At 65.1% G+C, this 23253-nt stretch carries 27 protein-coding genes; 10 read left to right on the top strand and 17 right to left on the bottom strand.

Annotated features, from left to right (window positions below):
- Positions 1–14 precede the first annotated feature (14 nt).
- Both C4K39_RS19585 and C4K39_RS19580 read left to right on the top strand, forming a co-directional pair.
- Positions 15–1136 (top strand): PepSY-associated TM helix domain-containing protein, encoded by a 1122-nt coding sequence (locus C4K39_RS19585; protein WP_124347218.1) that lies wholly within the window; start codon positions 15–17, stop codon positions 1134–1136.
- Positions 1133–1321, top strand: a complete 189-nt coding sequence (locus tag C4K39_RS19580) for a hypothetical protein (RefSeq protein ID WP_022641477.1) — start codon at positions 1133–1135, stop codon at positions 1319–1321. The genes C4K39_RS19585 and C4K39_RS19580 overlap by 4 nt, the downstream gene beginning before the upstream one ends.
- On the opposite strand, the gene C4K39_RS19575 is transcribed toward C4K39_RS19580, so the two are convergent.
- Positions 1299–1721, bottom strand: a complete 423-nt coding sequence (locus C4K39_RS19575; protein WP_068575683.1) for a hypothetical protein — start codon at positions 1719–1721, stop codon at positions 1299–1301. The genes C4K39_RS19580 and C4K39_RS19575 overlap by 23 nt on opposite strands.
- A gap of 105 nt (positions 1722–1826) precedes the next feature.
- Between C4K39_RS19575 and C4K39_RS19570 the strand changes: the two genes are divergently transcribed.
- Positions 1827–2453 (top strand): glutathione S-transferase, encoded by a 627-nt coding sequence (locus C4K39_RS19570; protein ID WP_124347217.1) that lies wholly within the window; start codon positions 1827–1829, stop codon positions 2451–2453.
- Here C4K39_RS19570 and C4K39_RS31555 read toward each other — a convergent pair.
- The 5 genes from C4K39_RS31555 to rloA2 all read right to left on the bottom strand — a co-directional run bounded on the left by C4K39_RS31555 (position 2450) and on the right by rloA2 (position 6825).
- The gene (locus tag C4K39_RS31555) at positions 2450–2626 is read right to left on the bottom strand and encodes a hypothetical protein (protein ID WP_164487256.1); all 177 of its coding nucleotides are present in this window, start codon (positions 2624–2626) and stop codon (positions 2450–2452) included. The two genes, C4K39_RS19570 and C4K39_RS31555, sit on opposite strands and share 4 nt — an antisense overlap.
- Positions 2619–3995, bottom strand: a complete 1377-nt coding sequence (gene creD, locus C4K39_RS19565) for a cell envelope integrity protein CreD (protein ID WP_124347216.1) — start codon at positions 3993–3995, stop codon at positions 2619–2621. The genes C4K39_RS31555 and creD overlap by 8 nt, the downstream gene beginning before the upstream one ends.
- A 135-nt stretch (positions 3996–4130) precedes the next feature.
- A complete protein-coding gene (creC, locus tag C4K39_RS19560; RefSeq protein WP_124347215.1) occupies positions 4131–5549 on the bottom strand; it encodes a two-component system sensor histidine kinase CreC in 1419 nt (472 codons plus the stop codon).
- Positions 5549–6232, bottom strand: a complete 684-nt coding sequence (creB, locus tag C4K39_RS19555; RefSeq protein WP_124347214.1) for a two-component system response regulator CreB — start codon at positions 6230–6232, stop codon at positions 5549–5551. The genes creC and creB overlap by 1 nt, the downstream gene beginning before the upstream one ends.
- A 92-nt stretch (positions 6233–6324) precedes the next feature.
- Positions 6325–6825 carry a retropepsin-like aspartic peptidase RloA2 gene (gene rloA2, locus C4K39_RS19550; RefSeq protein WP_068575691.1) on the bottom strand — a complete coding sequence of 167 codons (501 nt, stop codon included), beginning with the start codon at positions 6823–6825 and terminating at the stop codon, positions 6325–6327.
- 231 nt (positions 6826–7056) lie between these two features.
- Here rloA2 and C4K39_RS19545 point away from each other — a divergent pair, with 231 nt between their 5' ends.
- Both C4K39_RS19545 and C4K39_RS19540 read left to right on the top strand, forming a co-directional pair.
- Positions 7057–7851 carry an alpha/beta fold hydrolase gene (locus C4K39_RS19545; RefSeq protein WP_124347213.1) on the top strand — a complete coding sequence of 265 codons (795 nt, stop codon included), beginning with the start codon at positions 7057–7059 and terminating at the stop codon, positions 7849–7851.
- A gap of 14 nt (positions 7852–7865) precedes the next feature.
- Complete coding sequence (locus tag C4K39_RS19540; protein WP_068575694.1) at positions 7866–9005, top strand: FAD-dependent oxidoreductase; 1140 nt, start codon at positions 7866–7868, stop codon at positions 9003–9005.
- A gap of 27 nt (positions 9006–9032) precedes the next feature.
- Here C4K39_RS19540 and C4K39_RS19535 read toward each other — a convergent pair whose 3' ends face one another.
- The gene (locus C4K39_RS19535; protein WP_124347212.1) at positions 9033–10037 is read right to left on the bottom strand and encodes an AraC family transcriptional regulator; all 1005 of its coding nucleotides are present in this window, start codon (positions 10035–10037) and stop codon (positions 9033–9035) included.
- A 208-nt stretch (positions 10038–10245) separates the two neighbouring features.
- A complete protein-coding gene (locus C4K39_RS19530; protein WP_124347211.1) occupies positions 10246–11121 on the bottom strand; it encodes an alpha/beta hydrolase in 876 nt (291 codons plus the stop codon).
- A gap of 232 nt (positions 11122–11353) precedes the next feature.
- On the opposite strand from C4K39_RS19530, the gene yihG reads away from it, so the two are divergent.
- On the top strand, positions 11354–12241 hold the full coding sequence (gene yihG / locus C4K39_RS19525; RefSeq protein WP_068575700.1) for a 1-acylglycerol-3-phosphate O-acyltransferase, YihG family: 888 nt from the start codon (positions 11354–11356) through the stop codon (positions 12239–12241).
- Between the two features lie 31 nt (positions 12242–12272).
- Here the strand turns inward: yihG and C4K39_RS19520 are convergent, their stop codons facing one another.
- The 9 genes from C4K39_RS19520 to C4K39_RS19480 all read right to left on the bottom strand — a co-directional run bounded on the left by C4K39_RS19520 (position 12273) and on the right by C4K39_RS19480 (position 20171).
- Complete coding sequence (locus C4K39_RS19520) at positions 12273–12779, bottom strand: AmiS/UreI family transporter (RefSeq protein ID WP_068575702.1); 507 nt, start codon at positions 12777–12779, stop codon at positions 12273–12275.
- Positions 12780–12811: 32 nt separating this feature from the next.
- Positions 12812–13402 carry an ANTAR domain-containing response regulator gene (locus C4K39_RS19515; protein ID WP_068575704.1) on the bottom strand — a complete coding sequence of 197 codons (591 nt, stop codon included), beginning with the start codon at positions 13400–13402 and terminating at the stop codon, positions 12812–12814.
- On the bottom strand, positions 13399–14556 hold the full coding sequence (gene amiC / locus C4K39_RS19510) for an aliphatic amidase expression-regulating protein AmiC (protein WP_068575706.1): 1158 nt from the start codon (positions 14554–14556) through the stop codon (positions 13399–13401). The genes C4K39_RS19515 and amiC overlap by 4 nt, the downstream gene beginning before the upstream one ends.
- 26 nt (positions 14557–14582) lie before the next feature.
- Positions 14583–15701 (bottom strand): AAA family ATPase, encoded by a 1119-nt coding sequence (locus tag C4K39_RS19505; protein ID WP_124347210.1) that lies wholly within the window; start codon positions 15699–15701, stop codon positions 14583–14585.
- Positions 15702–15781: 80 nt separating this feature from the next.
- Entirely contained in the window at positions 15782–16822 is a 1041-nt protein-coding gene (locus C4K39_RS19500; RefSeq protein ID WP_068575710.1) for an aliphatic amidase, read from the bottom strand.
- 313 nt (positions 16823–17135) lie between these two features.
- A complete protein-coding gene (locus C4K39_RS19495) occupies positions 17136–18293 on the bottom strand; it encodes a glutathionylspermidine synthase family protein (protein WP_124347209.1) in 1158 nt (385 codons plus the stop codon).
- A complete protein-coding gene (locus tag C4K39_RS19490; protein WP_124347208.1) occupies positions 18290–19060 on the bottom strand; it encodes a DUF1190 domain-containing protein in 771 nt (256 codons plus the stop codon). The genes C4K39_RS19495 and C4K39_RS19490 overlap by 4 nt, the downstream gene beginning before the upstream one ends.
- 10 nt (positions 19061–19070) lie before the next feature.
- On the bottom strand, positions 19071–19499 hold the full coding sequence (locus tag C4K39_RS19485) for a DUF350 domain-containing protein (protein WP_068583169.1): 429 nt from the start codon (positions 19497–19499) through the stop codon (positions 19071–19073).
- A 105-nt stretch (positions 19500–19604) separates the two neighbouring features.
- Entirely contained in the window at positions 19605–20171 is a 567-nt protein-coding gene (locus C4K39_RS19480; protein WP_068583170.1) for a DUF2780 domain-containing protein, read from the bottom strand.
- A gap of 211 nt (positions 20172–20382) precedes the next feature.
- Here C4K39_RS19480 and C4K39_RS19475 point away from each other — a divergent pair, with 211 nt between their 5' ends.
- The 4 genes from C4K39_RS19475 to C4K39_RS19460 all read left to right on the top strand — a co-directional run bounded on the left by C4K39_RS19475 (position 20383) and on the right by C4K39_RS19460 (position 23057).
- Positions 20383–20976 (top strand): fasciclin domain-containing protein, encoded by a 594-nt coding sequence (locus C4K39_RS19475; protein ID WP_083235772.1) that lies wholly within the window; start codon positions 20383–20385, stop codon positions 20974–20976.
- A 55-nt stretch (positions 20977–21031) separates the two neighbouring features.
- Positions 21032–21676: a sigma-70 family RNA polymerase sigma factor gene (locus C4K39_RS19470; RefSeq protein ID WP_371857919.1), complete on the top strand. Its 645-nt coding sequence runs from the start codon at positions 21032–21034 to the stop codon at positions 21674–21676.
- Entirely contained in the window at positions 21673–22347 is a 675-nt protein-coding gene (locus C4K39_RS19465) for an anti-sigma factor (RefSeq protein WP_124347207.1), read from the top strand. The genes C4K39_RS19470 and C4K39_RS19465 overlap by 4 nt, the downstream gene beginning before the upstream one ends.
- A gap of 140 nt (positions 22348–22487) precedes the next feature.
- Positions 22488–23057: a hypothetical protein gene (locus tag C4K39_RS19460; protein WP_068583179.1), complete on the top strand. Its 570-nt coding sequence runs from the start codon at positions 22488–22490 to the stop codon at positions 23055–23057.
- Positions 23058–23253 lie beyond the last annotated feature (196 nt).

The following is a 23253-nucleotide window of genomic DNA, read 5'->3' as shown; positions in this document are numbered from 1 at the left end:
CTGAAGGCTAATGAATGAAAAGCACAACCATCCGCCGCTGGTCCTTCATCCACACCTGGACCAGCCTGATCTGCACGGTGTTCCTGCTGATGCTGGCGCTCACCGGGCTGCCGCTGATCTTCCACCACGAGATCGACCACCTGCTGGGCAATGCCCCCGAGTTGCGGGAGATGCCCGCCGATACGCCGCGCCTGGACTTGCAGCAACTGGTCAAGGCCGCCGAGGCCCATCGGCCGGGCGAGGTCCTGCAGTACTTCGGCTGGGAAGATGACGAGCCCAACGGCGTGACCACCATCATGGCCAAGACCGCCGGCACCGACCCCAACCTCTCCTATACCTTCATGCTCGACGCCCGTACCGGCGAGGCACTGGAGACGCCCTCGGCCAACGACGGCCTGATGATGTTCATCCTGCGCCTGCACGTGGACATGCTCGCCGAGTTGCCGGGCAAGTTGCTGCTGGCCTTCATGGGCGTGCTGTTCGTGCTGGCGATCGTCTCCGGCACCGTGCTCTACCTGCCGTTCATGCGCCGCCTGAAATTCGCCACCGTGCGCCAGGACAAGTCCCGCCGCCTGCGCTGGCTCGACCTGCACAACCTGATCGGCGTGGTGACCCTGACCTGGGCCCTGGTGGTGGGAGTGACGGGGGTGATCAGCGCCTGTGCCGACCTGATCATCGCCGCCTGGCGCAACGACAGCCTCGCGGCGATGGTCGCGCCCTATCGCGATGCGCCGCCGCTGCAAACGCTGGCGCCGGCCAGTCGCCTGCTGGACATCGCCCGGGACGCAGTCCCAGGCATGCAACCGGACTTCATCGCCTTCCCCGGCACGCGCTTCTCCAGCGAGCATCACTATGCAGTGTTCCTCAAGGGCGACAGCCACCTGACCTCGCACCTGCTGACCCCGGTGCTGATCGACGCCAGCACCCTGAAAGTCACTGCCGTGGCCGGCCGTCCCTGGTACATGGATGCCATGGGCATGTCGCAACCGCTGCACTTCGGTGACTACGGCGGCATGCCGATGAAGGTGCTGTGGGCCGTAATGGACGTGCTGACCATCATCGTCCTGGGCAGCGGCCTGTACCTGTGGATCGTCCGCCGTCGAGCCGCCAGGCCGTTACCGGAGGCGCGCCCATGAAACGCCGTCAAGCGAGCTTCTGGAAGGTCTTCGCCGCGCCCCTGGCCATCGGCCTGCTCAGCGCCGCCGGGCTGTTCGCGGCATTGTTGGGCGACGGCCTGTGGGACAGCCTGAGCTGGATCGGCCTGGGCCTGCCGGCGCTGATCGCCCTGCGTGGCCTGTTCAAGCGCCAGGGCGCGGCTTGACCCCGGCAGCCGGGAAACCGCGCCACAGGTACATGGACAGCACCAGGCCGACCAGCATCACCGGGATGAACCCGTGGTTTTCCTGCAGCGCCTCGATGGCCACCAGCACGCTGAACAGCGCCAGCCCCAGCAACGGTACATAACTGGCCGCCAGGCCCCAGCGCCAGGGGCGGGTCACCCGGGCCGGGCCGCGCAGGCCCAGCAGGGCACAGCCCAGGGCCGGCAGCGTCAGCGCCGGCAAGGCCCAGTACCAGGCCATGTAGGCGAATGCCATGATCAGCTCCGGTTCGCCCTCGCCCTTGCGGCGAAACTCGTACTGCAGGGCCAGGTACACCGCCAGGGCCCCTAGCAAGGTCAGGGCCAGGCTGATCAGCCCGTGCCGAAGATAAGACCTGCGCATCCACTACTCCTTGTCCATAGCCCATGCACACCTGTGGCCTGTGCCACCGGCTGCGCTAAGATCCTCGGGCGAGAGCCTGTGCTCCCCTATCCACGAGGAATATTCATGTCCACCCCAAGCATGACGCTGTTCCACAACCCGGCATCACCCTATGTACGCAAAGTCATGGTGCTGCTGCATGAAACCGGGCAGTTGGATCGAGTCGCCCTGCACGACTGCCAGCTGACCCCGGTCAAGCCCGATGCCACGCTGAACCAGGACAACCCCCTGGGCAAGATCCCCGCCCTGCGCCTGGCCGACGGCCAAGTGCTGTACGACAGCCGGGTGATCCTCGACTACCTCGACCAGCAGCACGTCGGCAACCCGCTGATCCCCCGCGAGGGCTCGGCCCGCTGGCGGCGCCTGACCCTCGCGGCCCTGGCCGACGGCATCATGGATGCTTCGCTGCTGGTGCGCTACGAACTGATCCTGCGTGCGCCCGAACAGCAGTGGGAGCCATGGATCGAGGGCCAGCGCGACAAGATCCGTCGGGGCCTGGCAGAGCTCGAGGCCCACGCCATTGCCGAGCTGGCCAGCCACTTCGACATCGCCGCCATCAGCGTCGCCTGTGCCCTGGGCTACCTGGACTTCCGCCACCCCGACCTGGAGTGGCGCCAGGCCCAGCCCCGGCTCGCCGCCTGGTACGCCGAGGTCAGCGAACGCGCCTCGATGCTCGACAGCCAGCCGCGCTAATCGGTCAACCGGTCCGAACGGTAGCGGTGCCTTGCCATACGCACCGCCGGTTTGCCTAAGCCTGCCTGCTGGCGCTCCAGCCAGCAGGCATCCGGTACGAACAGGCCGGCAATCCGCAGCGCCAGGGTCTGCCCCAGGCGCTGGTCCTCACGCAAACCCAGCGACCTACTCACGGATCACCCCCAGGTCGAAGTGCAGCGGTTGCGCCTCCTTGCGCTGGCCAACGCCATACCAGTCCAGCTTGCGGGTCAGCACCATGAACACCCCCAGCAGGCCGAACAGCAGCAACGAGCCCATCAGCAGCGCGTAGTCCTCGGCGCTCAGCAAGCCGTAGAGCAGGCCGTACAAGGCAGCCAGGGCGCCTGCGAACATCGCGCCGTTACGCCAACTGCGCAGCACATGGCTGACATAGAAACCGATCAACCCCACACAGGCCGCAGCCGACACGCCATAGGCCAGCTCGAAGCCCAGGTGCTCGGACAACGACAGCAGCAACAGGTAGAAGAACGCCAGCGCCACGCCCACCAGGCCGTACTGTATCGGGTGCACCGCCAGGCTCTTGAGCACTTCGAAGAGGAAGAAGCCGGCGAAGGTCAGGCCGATGAACAGCAAGGCGTATTTGATCGCCCGGTCGCTCTTGAGGTACTGGTCCACCGGATCGATGAAACTCACGCCGAAGCTGCGGCTGTTGAAACCCTGGCACTGCGTGCCGGATGCGCAACGCTCCATGGCCTGTTCCAGGTTGGTGGAGAAGAACGAGGTCTGCCAGATGGCCGAGAAGCCTTTCTCGGTGACTTCCCGACGTACCGGCAGGTAGTTGCCGATGAAACTCGGGTGCGGCCAGTTGGCCGTCAGCAGGACCTTGCTGGTCTTGCCCACCGGCAGCACCGTCAACTGGCCGGTACCCTGCAGGCGCAGGTCGAAGGCGAAGTCCAGGCGACTGGCCTTTCTCAGGTCCAGGGGCGGCAGCATCACATGCACCCCTTCATCCAGCCAATTGACGAAAGTGCCCGGGGCAAAGTCCAGGACCTGGCCGTTGAGTTGCAGTTGCAGGGCATTCTCGATCCCACGGATATCACTGATGCCCACGGCCAGGAATGGCTGGTCGAACTGGTAGTCGGCAAAATCCTCCTTGATCCCGTATTGCTCGGGCACCACGAACTGGCCGCTGATGTGGTTGTCGGCGTGGAACAGCCGCGCCTCGTAGATACCCCGGGCGCGCAGCTCGGTCTGGACCTTGCCGTCCAGCTCGAACTGCTCCGGCAGGAAGAACAGGCGCCCCTGCTCTTCGCCCACCTCCTGATAGCGCTTCTTGGTCTTTTCGTCGGTCTTCCAGGTGCGCACGGTCTTGCGATAGTCCACCACCAGCACCGGCCCGCGAAGCTGCTGCTGGGTGCTGGAACTGCGGGCGATATCCTCGAGCACGCCATCGCGCAATTGCTGGCGTTCGCTGATCAGCCCGCTGATCATCAGCAGCGGTATCAGCAACAGCATGATCAAGAGGCCGATGGCCCCGAGCTTGAAAGTCAGATTGCGGTTCATGGGGCTCTCCGTGTGTGAATGCAGGAGAGTCTGGGCCCCCACCATGGGGGTTTTATGGAGCCCGTGTGGAGACTCTGTGGAGAATCCCCAAGGCCTTTGTGGCAAGAGGGCTTGCTCCCTCGCCACATCCGCAGGTCAAGGCAGGCGCAACGTCACCTGGACACCACCGGGCACGTTGTCGATCCGTAGCTGGCCGCCATGCAGCTGCACCACCTCGTCGACGAAGTTCAGCCCCAGGCCCGTGCTCTTGCGCCCGCTGTCCGGGCGCGGCAGGGAGTAAAAGCGCTCGCACAACCGTGGCAGGGCGTAGTCAGGAATCGGCTCGCCCTGGTTGAACAGCACCAGCTCCACACCCTCCTCCGTGTGCCGGGCCGCAAAGCGCAACACACCCTGGGCCGGGCTGAAGTCCAGGGCGTTGGCCAGCAGGTTGCCCAGGGCCTGGCGCAGCAGGAAGGGTTCGCCGGACCAGGCCAGGTCCGCCGGCACCTGTTGCTCCACCTGCAACTGCTTGCCTTCGATACGCCCGTGCTGGCTGTCGAGCAAGTCCTGGACCAGGGGCGCCAGCGGCACCTTGACCCGCTCCTCCAGGCCCTGGCGTTGCTCCACCTGGGCCAGGTTCAGCAGGCGCTCGATCAATTGCTGCATGCGTGCGCTTTCGCTATCGATATTGCCGACGAAGCGCTGGCGCTGGGCCTGGGGCATGTCTTCCTGGAGCAGTTCCGCCGCGCCACGGATCGCCGCCAGCGGGCTTTTCAGTTCATGGGTCAGGGTGTGCACGTAGCGCTCGACGTAGGCCTTGCCCTCCAGCTGGGTGCGCATGCGCTCCACCGCCGTGGCCAGTTGCTCCATCTCGCCGCCGCGATAATGCGGCAACTCGGCCCGCCGCCCTTCGCTTACCGCCAGCGCATAACCGGTCATGCGCCGCAGCGCAGCACTCAACCACCACGACAGCAAAGCACCGAACAACAGGCCCATGGCGATCAGCCCGGCGCCGTACCACAGCAAGCGCCGCTCGGTACGGTCGACATAGGGCTGCAACGAACTGTTGGGCTTGGCCACCGTCACCACGCCGATGATCTGGCCGTTGTCGCGAATCGGCGCGCCCACGTGCATCACCGAAGAATTCGGGTCATCGGCCACCGCCCGTGACGAACGTGCGCCGTACTGCCCGCGCAGGGTCAGGTAGACGTCGTTCCAGCGTGAATAGTCCTGGCCCACCGCCAGGCCGCTGGAGTCCAGGACCACGATGCCCCGGGCATCGGTCACGTAGATCCGGTGGTTGACCTGGTTCTTCGGCAGGCCCCAGATGGTCGCCGCCGGCTGGCGCTCGCCGTAGGCCCGCAGCAGTTGCGGCCAGCGATTCTCGCTGAGGGTGCCGGCCTTGAAGTCGTCGCGCAGGATCTCCGCCAGCAGGTTGGCGGTGTCCACCAGGGTTTCCTCGGTGGATTGGCGCACCCCGGGACGGATCTCCTTCATCACCGTACTCAGCACGAAATAACCGGTGAAGCTGATGAACAGCAGGTAGACCAGGAAGATCCGCAGGCCCAGGGTCATCAGGCGTGACTCGGGCTGTAGCTGTAGCCCAGGCCGCGATGGGTCTGGATCGGTTCGGCCTGGGGCGCCACCAGGCGCAGCTTGGCCCGCAGGCTCTTCACATGACTGTCGATGTTGCGCTCGTAACCCACGTCCGCCATCACCCCCAGGGCATCGAGCAGTTGCTCGCGGCTGAACACCCGCTCGGGTTGCTCCAGCAGGCATTGCAACAGGCGGAACTCATGCCGGGTCAGGCTCAGGGCCTGGCCGCGATAGCTGATCTGCACCCGCTCGGGATCGATGGTGAACAAGGCCGCCGCTTCCGGCTCCGGTGCCGGGCGCGGCGCCATGCGCTTGAGGATGGCCTTGACCCGGGCCGCCACTTCCCGCGGGCTGAAGGGCTTGACCACGTAGTCGTCGGCGCCGATCTCCAGGCCCACCACCCGGTCGATCTCGCCGTCCCGGGCGCTGAGGAACATCACCGGCACTTCGCTGAAGCGCCGCAGTTGCTTGCAGGTTTCGAAGCCGCTGATATCCGGTAGGCCGATGTCGAGGATGATCAGGTCCGCCGGGGTCGCCTGCTGGTACTCCAGGGCGGCCTGCCCAAGGCTCAGCCAGGTGGTGCTGAAGCCTTCGCCCTGCAGGGCAAAAACCAGGGTGTCGGCAATCGCCGCTTCGTCTTCGACAATCAGGATATGGGGCATGGCATCCAAGCACGCAAATTCAATGGGCGAACGGTGCCGGATGCCTTATGGACAGTCAATCGGAGCTTGCACCGCCGCGCGCGGCAGCCCCATCAGCAGTCAGGCTTGTCGGCGGTGTAGCGCCGTGCCGGGTTCACTGCCGCGCCGAATTCACGCAGGGCCTTGGCGCCGATCAGCAGCGGATAGTTGAAGCTGCTGCGGTCGGTGAGGTTGACCTCCACCGTGCGCTTGACGTTGCCCAGGCACATTTCCAACTCCACCACCGGGCGCTTGGCCGCCTGGGGCTCCTCACGCTCGTCGTCTTCGTCGGAGCGGCTCTTGATCTTGCTGATCCGCGCCACCTTGTGTTCGTAGACCTTGTCGCCGGCATCCTTGGTGGCCAGGCGGAAGCGCACCCATGTCTGGCCATCGCGGGTGAAGGTCTGGATGTCCCTGGCCGACAGCGACGCAGTCAGGGCCCCGGTATCCATCTTGGCCTGCAAGGTTTCGCCGATCTCCGGCAAACGGATGTTTTCGTAGCGACCGTACAGGGTCGGTTCGGCGGCCAGGACCGGCAACGCCACCAGAGACAGCAGAGCAAGGACGGATTTCACGACGCAGGATTCCTCGAGGAAAGGGACAGCGGGATTTTAGACCGCCGCCAAGTAATTGGTTCGCACGATATCGCGCTATCGCGGCAAACGTCTGTAGCCCCAGCCTGGGACTCTGCGGACAACGACTCCCCACCCACCGGATAGCCCGTCCCCCACCCCCGGCGCACCATTGACTGGCGCCGGCCAGCGCGTCCCGCTGCCTCGCCCACTCAATCGCAAAGGAGCGACACCATGCAGACCGTGCACCTGAACGATGTCCTGATGACCTATACCGAAACCGGCGACTCCGAAGCCCCGAGCCTGTTGCTGCTCAGCGGCTGGTGCCAGGATCGCCGGCTGTTCAAGAGCCTGGCGCCACTGCTGGCCGAGCGCTTTCATGTGATGTGCCTGGACTGGCGCGGCCACGACCCGAAGCAGACAGACGGCGGCGACTTCAGCGCCCTGGACCTGGCCGACGACTTGCTGGCCTTCATTGACTTCAAGGGCCTGGACTCAGTGCGCCTGGTCTCCACGTCCCACGGCTGCTGGGTCAACCTGGAGGTCTGCGAACGCCTGGGTAGCAAACGCCTCCCCAAGACCGTGGTGGTCGACTGGCTGATGCATCCCCATGAGGGCTTCTGGCAGCAGCTCGCCCAAGGCCAGCACCCCACCGACTATGCCACCGGTCGCCAGAGCTTCTTCGACGAGTGGGCCGCCAGCACCGACAACGCCGATGTGCTCCAGCACCTGCGCCACGAAATGCCCTGGTTCGACGGCACCATGTGGCGCCGCGCCTGCCGCGAGATCGAGATCTGCTACCGGCGCTGGGGCAGCCCGCTGGAGCGCATGTCGAGCATCGCTGACAAGCCCCTGGTGCGGCATATCTATTCGCAACCGCTGGACCCGGGCTACCGGCGCATGCAGCAGGACTTCGCCGCCGAACACAGCTGGTTCGACCCCTGCCACATCCCCGGCAATACCCACTTCCCGACTCTGGAGAACCCCCAGGCCGTGGCCCGGGCCATCGATGATTTCTTCTGCGCTTGAATAGGAGCGATCCCATGAACAAGGGTTTCAACGCGATCATCGCCGGCGGAGGTTTCGGTGGCCTCGCCGCCGCCACAGCCCTGGCGCAGCGAGGTTGGTCGGTGACCATTTACGAACGCCAGGCCGAACTGCGGGCCCAGGGTTCGGGCATCTACATCTGGGAAAACGGCCTGCGTATCCTCGAGGCCCTGGGCGTTAAGGCGATTGCCGCCGATGCCTTCCATGGCCGGGCCATGGAGCAGCGCGACGGTGCCGGACGAATACTCGAGGCAGGCCAGCTACCGTCCGGGATACGCCTGGTGACAGTGGCCCGTAGCGCCTTGCTGGCGGGCCTGAGGGACGCGGCACTGGCCGCCGGGGTAAATATCCGCACCGGCTGCGAAGTGCTCGGCGCCAGCGCTGCTGGCGAATTGTTGTTCGCCGGTGCCCGACACGAGCAAGCGGACCTGGCCATCGGTGCCGATGGCGTGTGGTCGGTGGTACGACGAACGCTGGGGCTGGAACAGTTCCACCAGCAGACCGACGAAGGCGCCCTGCGCGCCATCATTCCCGGTACCCAGCAGGAGCTCGGCCCGGACGGCCAGGGCAAGTACCTCGAGTGCTGGAGCGGCAACCGCCGCCTGCTGATCACCCCGCTGGACGGAAAACGCATCTACCTGGCGTTGACCTGCCAGAAGGACGACATCCGGGGCAAGGCCTCGCCGCTGGATCATGCGACCTGGTGCGAGGCCTTTCCGACCTGGGCGCACCTGATCGAACGGGTGGACGAAGTGCTGCCCTGGGCGCAATACAGCATCGTCAAGGTCCGAGCCTGGTCGGCGGGGCACACGGCGCTGATCGGCGATGCCGCCCATGCCCAGCCACCGCACCTGGGCCAGGGCGGCGGCATGTCGATGCAAACCGGGCTGGCCCTGGCCCATTACCTGGAAGGCTTGCAGGATCGCCGCGATATCCCGGCGCGCCTGGCGGCCTGGGAAGCCGGCGAGCGGGAGCTGGCCGAGCACTGCCAGCGCTGGTCGTGCCTGTACGGCGAGGTCTCGACCCTACCGGACGAAGCCCGGCAACGGGTGCTGCAACATGGCATGGGGGATGAGTGGGTACGCCGGCAGTTCCTGCGGGCCGCGTGCAGCCAGCCAACGGGCACCCCGAGCTAGAAGCCCATCTGCCAGCGCGGCGCGGCGTTAGTGGCCGCCCCGCCGCGCCACCAGGCGTTGCAAGGTCGCGCTGGGCGTCTCGCCGAACAGCTTGCGGTACTCGCCAGAAAACCGCCCCAGGTGGAAAAATCCCCAAGACATGGCAATCGCCGAGATATTGCCCGGGCAACCGTCCTCCAATAGTTGCTCGCGCACGCCATTCAAGCGATAGCGCTTGAGGTAGATCATCGGCGGTACCCCCAGGTACCGGCCAAAACACTCGAACAACTTGGAGCGCGACACCCCAGCGGCCGCTTCGATCGCGTCCAGGTCCAACGCCTCCCGGGCATGGGCATGGATGAACTCCCGGGCCCGTACCAGGTAATGCGGCAGGTGGCGCTCCTGATCCTGGCGTAACCTGGCGCTGTAGTTGTTCGGCTGGGCCAGGAGCAGGCCCTTGATCAATGCATGCTCCAGGTCCCGGGTGAACCCGGGCTGGTCATACAGGGCGATGCTGGTGCGCAGGTCCTGTACCAGATGCTCGACCATGCGCCACCAACTGCCGGAGGCGCCCTGCACGGCATCGATCGAAGGCTCGAAGCGCAGCGGCTCCTGCATCGGTCGCTGCAGCAGATGCTCCAGGCCCTGCTCCATGGCCTGGCGCGGGATCGCTATGTGCAACTGCAGGCAATTGGCGGCGATATCCAGTTGCTGGGCCCCATAGGGCGAAAGAATTACCCCACGGTTGCGATCCGAGCCCAGGGTGCATCCGCCGACATTGACCTGCTGCTCGCCGCTCAAGGGCAGGCTCAGGCTGTAGCAGTCCAGGCCCACGCCATCTTCGATGCTGACACTGACCTCGGCACCGTGGTGCATCAGGCCCAAGGTCATGGCCGTCGAGCGCAGTACCGTACCGCGATGGCTGAAGCGCACCTGGCCGGGACCACGAGAGCTCAACTCATGGGGCCCGCAAATGGCGGTCATCCAATGCTGGGCGTAGGCAAGGTCGCGGCCCTCAGTGCAAATGTCTCGAATGGAATTGATGGTGTTCATCGCACGGCACCTTGGAATGCAAGATCGGACGCACGCTCTTGTGGCGTACTCCAGGTCGCTGAGGCACGCTCCATGCCAGCTTGGCCGGCACCCGTCGGCCAGGGCAGCCGGTGGATAACATTGGCGGTTTTTCCGGATAACTCGCGGGCGGGCAGCCCGCCTGCCGCCCCTGGCTCCAGTCACCCGGCGTTACCGCCGGCAACGGGTGTTACCGCACGTCCAGCCCCATGAGCCGGCACAGCGCCTGGTAAAGTGGTGTACCGGGCTGGCCCAGTTCGAGCACCACATCGAAGTGGTTCTTATCGGGCGCCGGTACCATCCGCCCGGTAAATCCGCTATCCCTCCAGGCCTTGAGAAAGCTTGCGGACTGCCAGGCGAACTCCGCGCTTTCCAGGCCCCCGTGGCTGATCACCAGCTCCCCTGCACCACTGCTTGGCAAATGGAACAGCGGGCTGTTGCGCCGGGCATCCTCGACGCTCAACTGCATCCACTCATTGATATGGGTACTGCGCAGCGGCTCCAGGTCGAACAGCCCGCTGATCGGCAGCGCACCACGCAGCACATCGTCCGGTACGCCCAGGCCAGCCTGCCAGCCTCCGGCCATCAGCATGCCCACCAGATGGCCACCCGCCGAACTGCCACTGGCATAGAGCCGCTGAGGATCGCCACCGAATTCGCTGGCGTGCCGGTAGAGCCAGGCCAATGCACGGCGGGCCTGGTCGACGATCTGGTCCAGGGTCACGGCGGGCGCCAGGTCGTAGTCCAGCACCACCACACAGGCCCCGGCAGCGGTGAGTGCCGGAGCCATGAACGCCGAGTCGGCCTTCGACAGCGCGCGCCAGTAACCGCCATGGATGAACAGCAGCACCGGTGCCCCGCTCTGCGCTGCCGGAAAGATATCCAGTCGCTCGTTGGCTCCACTGCCGTAGGCCACATCGCGATGACAAGGTGTACGGGCATGGGCGGCGTCCGATAGCGCTCGGTACAGGCGCGGGTACTGGGCATAATCGGCGACGCTGGCCCGGGCGTTGTATTGGCTATCGAAATAGGCCGCCAGGGCGGCTGGGTCCAGGGGGCGGTTCATGGGACAGGCTCCGATTGAGGGTATCGGCCGATTAGGCGCCTGTGGCGAAACAGGGAAAATCCGTAAAGTCGGCAAAGGCTATCCGCTTCCTCGGGCACGATCGGCCCGTTCCGAGCGTTACTGTAAAAAGCTTGTCATAGCGCAGGTGAAACATTCGCCAGCACACTAGAATTTGGCCTGCTCGCCGAAGCTGCTTATCATTACGCGCCCCAAAAATTGTAAAGAGTGCCTTATGCGCCGACTGCTCACCGGCTGTCTCGTCACCCTGCTGCTTCTGCTCAACACCCTGGTGCTGTTCGGGCCCCTGATGGTGTTCGCCCTGCTCAAGCTGGTCCTGCCGGGCCGCCTGCGGGACTATGCCTCCGGCGCGGTGATGTGGATCGCCGAGACCTGGGCCGAGATCGACAAGCTGATCTTCGCCTCCTGCATCCCCACCCGCTGGGACATTCGCGGTGGCGAAGGCCTGCGTGAAGACACCTCGTACCTAGTGGTCAGCAACCACCAATCCTGGGTCGACATCCCGGCCCTGATCCAGACCCTCAACCGGCGCACGCCGTTCTTCAAGTTCTTCCTCAAGAAGGAACTGATCTGGGTGCCGTTCCTGGGCCTGGCCTGGTGGGCGCTGGACTACCCCTTCATGAAGCGCTACAGCAAGGCCTTCCTGGCCAGGCACCCGGAACTGCAAGGCAAGGACCTGGAGATCACCAAGGCCGCCTGCGAGCTGTTCAAGCGCCAGCCGGTGACCGTGGTCAACTACCTGGAAGGCACCCGCTTCACCCCGGCCAAGCGCGAGCAGCAAGCCTCGCCCTTGCGCCACCTGCTCAAGCCCAAGGCCGGCGGCGTGGCCTTCGTCCTGGCCGCCATGGGCGAACAGCTGGACGCCATGCTGGACGTCACCGTGGTCTACCCCCAGGAACGCATTCCCGGCTTCTGGGACTTGATCAGCGGCAACGTGCCCAAGGTGATCATCGATATCCGCACCCGTGAGCTGGACCCGGCTCTGTGGCACGGCGACTACGAGAACGACCCGGCGTTCCGCCAGCAGGTCCAGGACTGGGTCAACCAGCTGTGGACCGACAAGGACCAGCGTATCGACGCGTTGCTGGCCGGGGCCGACTGAGCCCCATCCCGCTACCCTGGGGGCGCCGCCCCTAGGGCTTGAGCACCTGCCCGAGGATCAACAGCCCGGGAATCCAGCCGGTACCGATCGCGCACACCAGGGTCAACAACGCCACCTGGCGCTGGATCTTGCGCGACAGCCCCAGCAGCAGGAAGAAGGTGAACCACAGCAGGGTCCAGGCCAGCCAGTTGAGCGCGTTCCACACCCCGAAAGCCCCGCCCAGATCGCCCAGCGCCTGGATCGCCACCGTGGCCGCGGTGAGGCTGACGAATAGGCAGAACCAGCCTAGCCCCCGACCGTCGTTGCCCAGCCACTGGTTGGCCGCCACCCACAGGTAGGTGAACGCGAACAGCAGGGTCAGCGCCCCGCCCCGCACCTCGCCGGCGAGAAAGATCATGTACAGGGCCACCAGCAGGCTCAGGCTGCCGACCAGGGCATTGATCACCGCGACCTCCCTGCCACTGATGCGCTCCATCAGCCAGATGCCGTTGACGAACAGCACGGCGCCCACGTACAGCAGAATCAATCCAAGCAGCATGACGATACCCTCGCGTTATTGTTGTTCTTGGTTCATTTGTCCGGGTGCTGGCGCAGCAGGTCCTGGGCGACCTTGAGAATCGGCTCCCGGGTCTTCATCGCCTCCTGGCAGAGGAATCCATGGGCCTGGCCTTCCTCCCAGCCGTGCAGTTGCATCAACAGCACCTTGGCCCGGTTGATATCCACCTGGCTGGCCAGGCGTTCCTGCAACTGCGCGTGCTTCTGCTTGAGCTTGAACAGCTCTTCGCTGACCCGGCGCGCGGCGACCAGCGCCGGCAGGATCTTGTGCGCGTCCAATAGCTGGAGGATCACCCCGTGGCACTCCAGCTCGATGATCTGCGACAGCACCGCCGGGCTCTCGTACTCCACCAGGGCCACCACGGTGGTGCGCGGCGAGCCGCTGCCGACCAGCGCACTGATCTGCTCGTGGTGATGGTTCTGGAAGATACCGGTGAAGATCACATCCACCGGCACGTCGAAGTGCTTGGGTGGCGGCCAGATCTGGCGCACCGAACAACCGATGCGGATCAGCTGCAACACCAGGGCATCGCTCAAGGCCCCGGGCGGGTTCAGCACCATCACCTGCAGCTCGCGCAGGGAACCGAGGATCGAGTTGGCGCTCATCGGTGCGAGCCCTCGCCCATGCTGGCGGACCAGTCGTCCAGGTTGTGCACCACCACGTAGGGGTCCGGCCGGATGGGCTCGGGGGATTGCCAGCGCACCTGGAACGTCCCGCGTGAATCGATCTCGGCGATGCGCGAGGTCAGGTGGCTGTGGTTGTTCTGCTGCTCCACCCAGATCGGTCCCTGGGGGGCGTCCAGGCGCTGGCGGTAAAGCTCGGGCTGCACCTGCTCCACCCGCCAGCCCTGGGCCGCCTGCATGGCCCGGCCGAGCATCAGGGTCTGGCAGTAGGCCGCCTCGGTCCACGCGGTGATGCTGACGTCCTCGGGAAAGAAGGCATTGCAGGCGCGGACGAACTCGCGGCTGGCCGGGGTATCGATGCTGGAGAAATACGGCGCGACCACCACATGCCCCTCGGCCACCTCGCTGCCCATCTTGGCGATCTCCGCCTCGCTGGTGGTCAGGCTGGCGATCCGGGGCCGGGGCGCGTCGCCATAGCGCCGGGCAATGGCCCGGTACAGCTCGGCGGTGCCGGTGCCCACCACGGTGGAGAACACCACGTCGGCCTGGGCCTTGACGATCAGGTCCACGGCTCGCGCCAGGTCCTCGTCCGAGGGATACAGCGGGATGTAGATCTCCTCCAGCACTGTGCCGCCATGCTGGCGGTACAGGTGGCGCATCACATGGTTGCTCTCCCGGGGGTAGATGTAGTCCGAGCCGATGAACACCACCCGTTCCCCATAGTGGCGGATCAGGTAGGCCGCCAGCGGCGCGCTGTTCTGGTTCGGGGCCGGGCCGCCGTAGATGATGTTCGGCGAATATTCGAAACCCTCGTAGGGCGTCGGGTAGCAGAGCAGCGCGTCGGTGCGCTCCACCACCGGCATCACCGCCTTGCGCGTGTGGGACATGTAGCAGCCCACCAGCAGGCGTATCCCGTGGTTGCGGATGAACTCATCGGCGTACAGCCGATAGCGGTCCGGGTCGCCGCCGGGGTCCCGCGCCAGTGCCTGGATCGGCTGGCCGGCCACGCCGCCCTGGCGGTTCAGTTGCTCGATAGCCAGCAAGGCGCCGTAGCGCTGCGAACGCTCGATGTCGGCGGTGACGCCGGTCTCGGAAAACAGCAGCCCGATCTGGGGCTGGTCCGGATGTGAAACCATGAATGACATCTCCTAATTCAACGCAGCTACTGGCGGCTGAACCCGATCCTGCCCTGCGCCATGTGCGCCGCATAGACCACCGGCGGCTCGCCCATGACCGGAGCGTGGTACTCCAGGAGGAATTCGGCCAGGGGCACTTCCAGATGCTGGCGCACGCTGCGGCGCAACGCACGGGCGCCGAACTGCCGGTCGAAACCGGCACGGGCCACATGGGCCAGCACCTGGGGCGTGGCCACCAGGCTGCAGCGGTGTTTCTCCAGGCGCCGGTTGAGCCGCTGCACCTCAAGCGCCACCAACTGCTCCACCAGGCCGCGCTCGATCCAGTTGAAGGTAATGATGTTGTCGATACGGTTGACGAACTCCGGGGCGAAAGCCTTGAGCAAGCGGGCCCTGACCAGCTTCTCCACCGCCCGATGCCGTGAAGCCGCGGTGGAGGGCAACAACCAGCCCAGCCAGCCCTTGCGGCGCTGGTCGTAGCCCTGGATCTCCCGGGCCGCGAGGTTGCTGGTCATGAAGATCAGGCTGTTGCGAAAACTGTAGCTGCGCTCGCCCGAGGCCACCGTGAGCATGCCGTTGTCCAGCACGTTGAGCAGGGCCTGGACCACCTGCGGGCTGGCCTTTTCCAGCTCGTCGAAGAGCACGATGCCGGGGCGCCCGAGGCTGCCGTCGAGCTTGTCCTGGTCGAACAGGGTGTTGCCCTCCTTCGCCCCCACGTAGCCGGGCGGCGCCCCGGTGAGCGCGGCGGCATAGTGCTCCTGGGACAGGGTGTTCATGTCGATGCGGCAGAAGGCATCGGCATCGCCATGCAGGGCCCTGGCCAGGGCCCGCACGATCTCGGTCTTGCCCACCCCGGTGGGCCCCAGGAACAACGCGGTGTAGAGCGGGCGGCGTGGATCGGTGATGTCTGCGCGCACCACCCGGAGCATGTCCTGGACACTGCGCAAGGCTTGGTCCTGGCCGAGGATCTCGGCGCGCAAACTGGCCATGATGGCCTCGATATCGAAACGGTAACGGCTGTGCAGCGCCGCCTGGCTGGCCAGGTGGGCCTGGGCCAGCGGCGCATCGGCGCGGTTCTCGCTGGCCAGGGCCTGGTCCTGGGCCTGGCGACGCTGCGACTGCTCCAGCATGTCGGTCAGGAAGGGCATGGGAATGACTCCATCTTGCGCTGGGAAGAAAAGGACGCGGGCCGCCCGGCAGCAGCCCGCCGCTCAACCTGCAGCGCAGGTCAGGCCTCTTTCTCCAGCCCCTCGTAGGGCAGCCGCCCCACCGGGCACTGCGCAACGCCCGAGGTCGAGCGAGTGATCTTCTCGACGTTTTCCCGGGCCTTCTCGGCGTCGGTCACCCAGGTCTTGTAGAACTCGAAGGGGCACTCGGCCAGGCCACGATCGCCCTCGCCGGAGTTGTTCAAGCCGGTGTAGCCGCGATGGAGAATCTTATACAGGTGGTTCTGCGACTGGTCGTTGGCCCGGGCATCGCGGATCTGCGAGATCGACAGCTGGGCGTACTGGATGCCCATTTCCTCCTCGCCGCATTCGCCGAGGGTACGGCCATCGAAGCCGATGATCGCCGAGTGGCCGAAGTAGGAATAGACGCCATCGAAGCCTGCGGCATTGGCCACCGCCACGTAGGTGTTGTTGGCCCAGGCCATGGCCTTGGCCATCAGCACCTGCTGCTCCTTGGCCGGGTACATGTAGCCCTGGCAGCGCACGATCAGCTCGGCGCCCTTCATCGCGCAATCGCGCCAGATCTCCGGGTAGTTGCCGTCGTCGCAGATGATCATGCTGATCTGCATGCCCTTGGGCCCTGTGCTGACGAAAGTCTGGCCGCCGGGGTACCAGCCCTCGATCGGGCACCAGGGGATGATCTTGCGGTACTTCTGGACCACCTCGCCCTTGTTGTCGATCAGCACCAGGGTGTTGTACGGCGCCTTGTTCGGGTGTTCTTCGTGGCGCTCGCCGGTCAGCGAGAACACCCCCCAGACGTTGGCCTTGCGACAAGCCCGGGCCAGCAGCTCGGTCTCGTCGCCGGGGATGGCGACCGCCGTCTCCATCATTTGTGCCGGGTCGTACATGATCCCCTGGAGGCTGTACTCAGGGAAAATCACCAGGTCCATGCCCGGCAGGCCCTGCTTCATGCCGACCACCATGTCGGCGATCTTCTGCGCGTTGGCCAGGACCTCGGCGCGGGTGTGCAGACGTGGCATCTTGTAGTTCACCACTGCGACGCCAACGGTATCGTTGCTACTGGAAATATCGCCATGACGCATATCTGATACCTCTATTTTTATTTTTTGCGGACGAAAAAAAGCCCTCCCGGGGATAACCCCGGGAGAGCTCATTTGCTCTTTGGCATGTACGACCTGGGTGGATCGGCGACATCGACGCTGATGCGCTTTTCCTGATGGGGCTTATCTAAGCGCCGCGCCAGAAACCTTGTCAAGCACCGCGCAACCCCCGGCGCGCCAGCAGGATCGGCCCATGCCAAAAAGAGCCCTCTAGCCCGGCACTTGCAGCGCCAGGCTTAGCGGGGATTTTTTGTAAGCGACGACACGTCCCCTGCGAGGCGGTATCGGACAGGGTTCAGTCGAGGATCACATGGGGCAGGAAACGGCTGCTGTCCTTGGTGATCGGCGAATTGTCCTCGCGAATGCCGATCCCCGCCGGCCGGTCGCCGATCACCCAGCTACCGATCACGGTGTGGTTGCCGGCGAAGTTCGGCAACGGCTGGAACTGCTGGCGAATGCTCGGGCCCGCGCCGTAGGGCCCGGCCTCGCTCAACCGTTCGCCAGCGTTTGTACGGATCTGCACATTGGCGCCCTCCCGGGAAAAGAACGGCTTGCGTACCCAGCCCGGTTGCAGGTCGCCGGTCGGCTGCTCGTCGATGAACGCCGGCAACAGGTTCGGATGCCCCGGATGACGCTCCCAGAGCAGGGCCATGGCGCCCTTGTTGGAGAGGATCGCCTTCCATGGCGGCTCGACGAAGCCGGTGCGGCTAGCGGCGATGGCCCGGCCATAGTCTTCGTTGAACATCTGCTCCCACGGATAGAGCTTGAACAGGTTGTCGATGGGCGTGCCCTGCAGGTCGACGAAACGCCCGCCAGCATCGAGGCCGATGTCCTCGATATCGATCATCCGCGTGCGCAGGCCAGCCTGGCGGGCGATGTCGCGCAGGTATTCGACGGTGCCCCGGTCTTCCACCGAGCCACGGACCGAGGAGAAGTACAACGGCGAGCCGAAGCCACCCTGCACGAAGGCTTGCAGCAGCTTGTCCTCGATGCTGTTGAACTGGTCGCAACCCGCCGGCAGTTGGCCACGCTGCATCTGCTGCTCGAGCCAGACGTACTGGAAGAAGCTCGCCTCGTACAGCGAGGTCGGGGTGTCGTAGTTGGTCTCCAGCAACTTGGCCGGGCCGTGGCCGTCGTAGCACAGGTCCATGCGTCCATAGAGGTGCGGATCGCGGCGCTTCCACGAGCTGCGGACCAGCTCGTGGAACGCCTCGGGAATGGCCAGGCGCTGCAGCAGCTCCTCGCTCTCCACCACCTCGGCCACCAGCTCCATGCACAACTCATGCAGCGCCTGGGTCGGGTCCTCCAGGTGCTCCTCGATCTGTCGCAGGCTGAGCTGATAGTAGGCCGACTCGTCCCAATAGGGCTCGCCATCGAAAGTGTGGAAGCCGAACCCCAGTCGCTGCGCCGTGGCCTGCCAGTCCGGGCGCGGCGTGCTGTGGACCCGCTTCAAGAACCGAACCCCCAGCTGCTGTGGCCGGAGCTGGAGCTGGAGCCGAAGCCGCCGCGACTGACCACCTCATGGGCACCGGAAAAGGAGCTGCCTGTGCTGGTGAAGTGCTCGGGGCTGGAGATAGCGAAACGGCCGCTGCTGGCGCCGGGGAAGCTCTTGCCGCCCTCGACCTGCTGGCCGAGGGTACTCAGGCGTTCACCGCCCTGGGCGTCACGCTCCTTGTACAGGCCTTCGGTGAAGTAGCGTGGCTCAGGCGTCGAGTCCAGGCCGATCCAGCGCCAGAAACTCGAACCCGAGGAGCTCGAACTGTGACCACCACCACCACCACCACCACCACCACTGACCGAGCTACTGCCACTACTGGAACCGGTGCTACTGGAGCTGCTGCTGGAACTATCGGTCGCCGCCTGCTGCTCTTCCTCTGGAGTAACCGGCACCGTGCGATCAGTGGTCAGGGCGAACCCGTAGAACATCGGCACATAGGCCCGGCCATCGCTGGAGAGGGTGCAAGCGCCCGGCAGGAAATCCGCCTCGCAACGCTTCAGGTCCCAATAACGCGGGCCGTCCTCTTGGCCATATGCCCAGGCATCGTGACGAGCGTCCAGGCAGATATCCATGGGAACCTGCGCCTGGGCGCACTCCTCTGGGGTGCTGAAATGCTGGACCTGGCGCACGACCCGGGTCGCCTGGGGTTGCCCATCACAGGCCGCCAGGGCGAACGGCACACTGCCCAGCAGAACCAGGCGCACGCTTCTACTGCGTTTCATCGCTGCGCCCTCAGGTCGATGGGGTCATGCAGGCCGCATTCAGCAGGCCGACACCGACGGAAACCGCAGCCACCAGGATCGCCGCGGCGTTCTCCTGGTCGACGATGCGCTGGGACAAGCCCTTGAGCGTCAGGCTCACGGCCAATAGCGCCAGCAGTTGCACCACGGCGGCAATCGCCGCCCAGAGCAGGAAGTCGATGATCGAGATGGAGTGGGAAATGGCGCTGGCCACCGGGATCGCGAAGCCCAGCAAGGCACCGGCCAGGGCGATAGCCGCCGCACTGTTGCCCTGGCGGATCAGGGCGAATTCGTTATGGGGCGTCAGGCGGGTGTAGATGAAGGCGTAGAGGGCGAAGACCAGGGCCGCGCCCAGCATGTAGAGGGTAAAACCAAGCACCGCATTGGCGGGCAGAGACATCTTCAGTGCATCCATGAACATCGCGTTCGGGCTTCCTTGGAAAACGGGGCGCGAGATATATCACAGGCCCGATTCGCCGAACACTGGAGGATTGGCCCCGGCGCGCTGGCACCGGGGCCCGTCGCCTTACTTGGCCACGCCCCAGATGCTGCTCAGGCTTTGCAGCAGCGAGCCGCCCACCCCTTGCTGGCCCAGGTACTGCAGGATCACCGGGGCGAATTGCCCGACCATGCCGCTGTCCATGCCCAGGGCGCCGAACGCATTGTTCAGGTCACTGGTGTTCTTGACGTTACCCAGTGCGCTGTCCAGGCCGGAGTTCTGCCCCGAAGACTGGCCGAGCACACCGCTCAAGGCCCCCAGGCTGCCCAGCGCATTGCTGCCCGACAGCTTGTCCAGGCCCGGGACGCTCTTGCTCAATTGCGAGTAGTCCGAGCCGCTCAGTTGATTCTTCGCCAGGCCGAGCATGGCGCCGGTACCACCGATGGCTTGTTGGGGCGTGACATTGAGCTGCGAGCCCAGGGCCCCCAGCAGGCCGGCGGTCTGCGAGGTTGGCGCCGTGGCGGCGGCCTTGTCGCCGCCTTGCATGCTGGAAATGGCATTGGCCGCATCATTCAGGCTGAAACCGCCGGCAAAAGCCGAACCGGCTGCCAGGGTCATCAGGGTAGCCAGGGCGAAACCGCGTGGAATATTCATCGAAACAACCTCATGGGGCGAGAAACCACCCGGAATCGAGTGGCGGGAAAACAGCCGTTGGACTCAGTGCAGCCACGAATGTTCCAAGCGACTTCAAGATCCATGGCTGCTTGAAATCTAGTCGAAAAAAGCTGCATCCAAGTGCCGGTGGTCTGCGTATACCCCACACGGGCAGAAATTGTCTGGCCGTACTCTCACAAGGATCACCATCATGAAGCGCCACTCGATCAAAGCCCCATTGATTGCCAGCCTGTTGAGCCTGACCTTGGGCACCGCCATGGGCCTGGCCAGCGTCCAGGCCGCCGAAATGAACCACGACACCGTCATGGTTGGCGGCCAGGCCATGCTGCCGACCAAGGACATCATCGACAATGCGGTCAATTCCGCCGATCACACCACCCTGGTAGCAGCGGTGAAAGCGGCCGGGCTGGTCCAGACCTTGAAGGGCAAAGGTCCGTTCACCGTGTTCGCCCCAGTCAATTCAGCCTTCGCCGCGCTTCCTGCCGGCACTGTCGACACCCTGCTCAAGCCAGAGAACAAGGCAGCCCTGACCCACGTGCTCACCTACCACGTGGTCGCCGGCAAGCTGGACATGATGGAGCTGTCCAAGCGGATCCAGGCGGGCGGCGGCAAGGCCGAACTGACCACCGTGTCCGGTGGCAAGCTGTGGCTGATGATGAATGGCCCGCACAACATCCAGATCAAGGATGAAAAAGGGGGTGTCGCCGACATCACCACCTATGACGTCAACCAGTCCAACGGCGTGATCCAGGTGATCGACAGGGTGCTCTTGCCCAAAGGCTGAGTCCCGAGTACCGGCCACGTCCGTCGGGACCGGTACAGCCATGAGGTGGACGAAGGTGAATGGAACAACGACCGACCCTGGACTAACCTCAGGCTGCATGCCCTGTCGTCGGTCGTCATTTGCCCTCTTCCCGCTTGTCTGGAGAACCGCCATTTCCAGCCTCGATCCTGATCCTCTCAGACACTTGCTGGCCCAGTGTTCACTGGGAGACCGCCACGCTTTCGAGACGCTGTACCACAGCGTTGCTCCGCGCCTGCATGGCATTGCGCTGCACTTCATGGGGCGGCGGGACCTGGCCGAGGAGGTTCTTCAGGAAAGCTTCGTACGCATCTGGAACAACGCCACCCACTATCAGCCGCACCTGTCGGCCCCCATGACCTGGATGATCAACATCACTCGCAACCAGGCCATCGACCAGCTGCGTAAACAACGTGAACGCCCCTTGCAGGATCACGAAGAACAACAGTTGCTGGACGAGACGGCCTCGGCCCTCGACCAACTGGACAGTGCCCGACAAGCCAAGGCCCTGAACCGCTGCCTGGAAAGCCTAGAGGGGATGCAGCGCCAGTCCATTACCGTGGCCTATTTCCGGGGCCTGTCCAGCTCGGAGCTGGCCGAGTACCTGGCTGCGCCCCTGGGCTCGGTGAAGTCCTGGATTCGCCGTGGCATGGAACGCCTGCGCCGGTGCCTGGAATCATGAACTACCAAACCCCTGAGCGACGTCGCGCCCTGGCTGGCGACTACGCCATCGGCCTGATGCGGGGCGCTGCCCGGCGGCGTTTCGAGACGCTGTTGCTGGACGGTCCGGCACTGCGCCAAGAGCTGGCGCAATGGCAGGAGAGCCTGGGCACGCTAACGGACGCCTTACCGGAGAAGGATGTGCCGGAGCGTGTGTGGCACAACATCCAGGCACGCATCGAACCACAAGTGCTGCACCTGCCGAAAAAGAATCCATTGTGGATGCGCCTGCGCCTGGCTCTTGCCGCCTGTGCCGTGCTGGCAACCTTGTACATCGGCTTTATCCAGCAGCACGACCAGGTGCGCTACAGCGCCACGTTGCTCAGTGCCGAGCAGCAACCGGCATTGCGCATCCTGGCCCACGCCCAGTACCTGCAAGTCGAGCCATTGACCCTCCCGGCGCTGGGTCTGGATCGTAGCCTGGAGCTGTGGGCGATTACCGCCGACGGCAAGCCAATCTCCCTTGGCGTGGTGCCGGTCGGAGGCAAGGGCAGGATCAACCTGAGCCAAGCCCAGCGCACTCTGCTGGGCGCGCCGATTGCCCTGGCCGTGAGCCTTGAGCCCTCAGGTGGCTCGCCGACCGGGCAACCGACTGGACCGGTGCTGTACCAGGGGCAGTTGGCAGCGCTCTGACGTGCCCCTGTACCGGCAGGGCCCCTTGTTGCATCCGGCTTGCCAGCAAAACGGCGCACGGTACACTTCGCACGCCAAAACCAGGGCCATGGTTCCATGTGCCTGGTTCCAGACTGGCCAACGCCGCACGGAAGCGCCCAATGAAACCCATGCTCTATTGCTGCACCCTGCTAGCCCTCACGGCCTGCGTGGCCATCTGGCGCATCGGCACCCCGGTCGATAGCGCCTCATGCCCGGGATCGCCCGTGGCCTCCGGCCCCTTGAGCGGCTTCATCGACCAGCATGTCAACGACAGCCAGGGCGCCGACTGGCGAGACGACGGCGGCCCCTTGGGCATTCTTCAAGACCCGGCGGCCCAGGCGATCGTCCAGCATCCCGAGGCCTATTACTGCGAAGCGCTGGCGCTGCTGGCCGATCCGCAGCGCAGCGAGACGCAAAAGGTGCATGCCACGGCCTTGATGCTCTCGCTGCCCATCGATCACTACCTGGGCTGGATGGACGCCACCCACGGGCTGTACCAGCGCGGCGCCATCGACCAGGCCGTCATGCAGCTGGTGGTGTTCCCAAGGAGTACGGCGCTCGACTATTGGTGGTTGCCGCAATGGCGTTCGCGTTTCCAGCGCGATGCGCCGGGCTTGTATGACCCGGCCTTCGTCAGCCAGGCGCTCAACGGACAACACTGGTTCAGCTATCCCGGCCAAGGCTATTGATCCTGTGGCCGGAATGAACTGGCGATAACCTCGCTTCGTGTAGCCGCTGCCGCAGGCTGCGCACGGGCCGCCAGGCCTGAGTCCAGGGTGTGACTGATGCAACGCGGGGGATGGTTGGCGGGCGCTGCGCACTCGTACGCAGCCTCGCTGGTGCTCGACAGCGGCGACAGGGTTCGGCAACGACAAAGGGCGACCG

Source organism: Pseudomonas sessilinigenes (assembly GCF_003850565.1).
GTDB lineage: Bacteria > Pseudomonadota > Gammaproteobacteria > Pseudomonadales > Pseudomonadaceae > Aquipseudomonas > Aquipseudomonas sessilinigenes.
Note: the sequence above shows the minus strand (reverse complement) of the source record. Positions and strands in the feature narration are given on the sequence as shown.